The 345-nt window shown below is 75.4% G+C and carries 1 protein-coding gene; it reads left to right on the top strand.

Going from position 1 to position 345, the window contains the following annotated elements:
* Nucleotides 1–345: hypothetical protein (locus D9V41_RS17000; protein WP_166376120.1), on the top strand; the 345-nt coding region annotated here is incomplete at both ends.

Below are 345 nucleotides of genomic sequence, written 5' to 3'. Positions count from 1 at the left end.
GCGCTGGCATGGCGCCTTCGCACGACCGTCGCGCTCTGGATCGTGGTGCCGGTCGGGGTGGCCATGGTGCCGTTCCTGGTCGTGGCCGCACTCTCCGAGGCCTTCGCCTCGCCCGACCTCGACGGGCTCGTGCTCGAGGGTCACGGTGCCCCGCTCGCGGTCATCGCGGTCGGAAGCGGCGTCGCCGCGCTGATCATGCCGCGCGGCGCCGCCGGCGCGGCGGCGGTGACGGTGATGACCGCAGGGATCCTCGTCGTCACGGCGGCGGCCGGCGAAGTCTCCGCCACGGTCGCAGCGGTCGTGGCCGCCGTCTTCGTCGCGCTCGGCAGCGTCCTCGTGCGCGGC

This window comes from Aeromicrobium phragmitis, from assembly GCF_003674095.1.
Taxonomy (GTDB): domain Bacteria; phylum Actinomycetota; class Actinomycetes; order Propionibacteriales; family Nocardioidaceae; genus Aeromicrobium; species Aeromicrobium phragmitis.
Note: the sequence above shows the minus strand (reverse complement) of the source record. Positions and strands in the feature narration are given on the sequence as shown.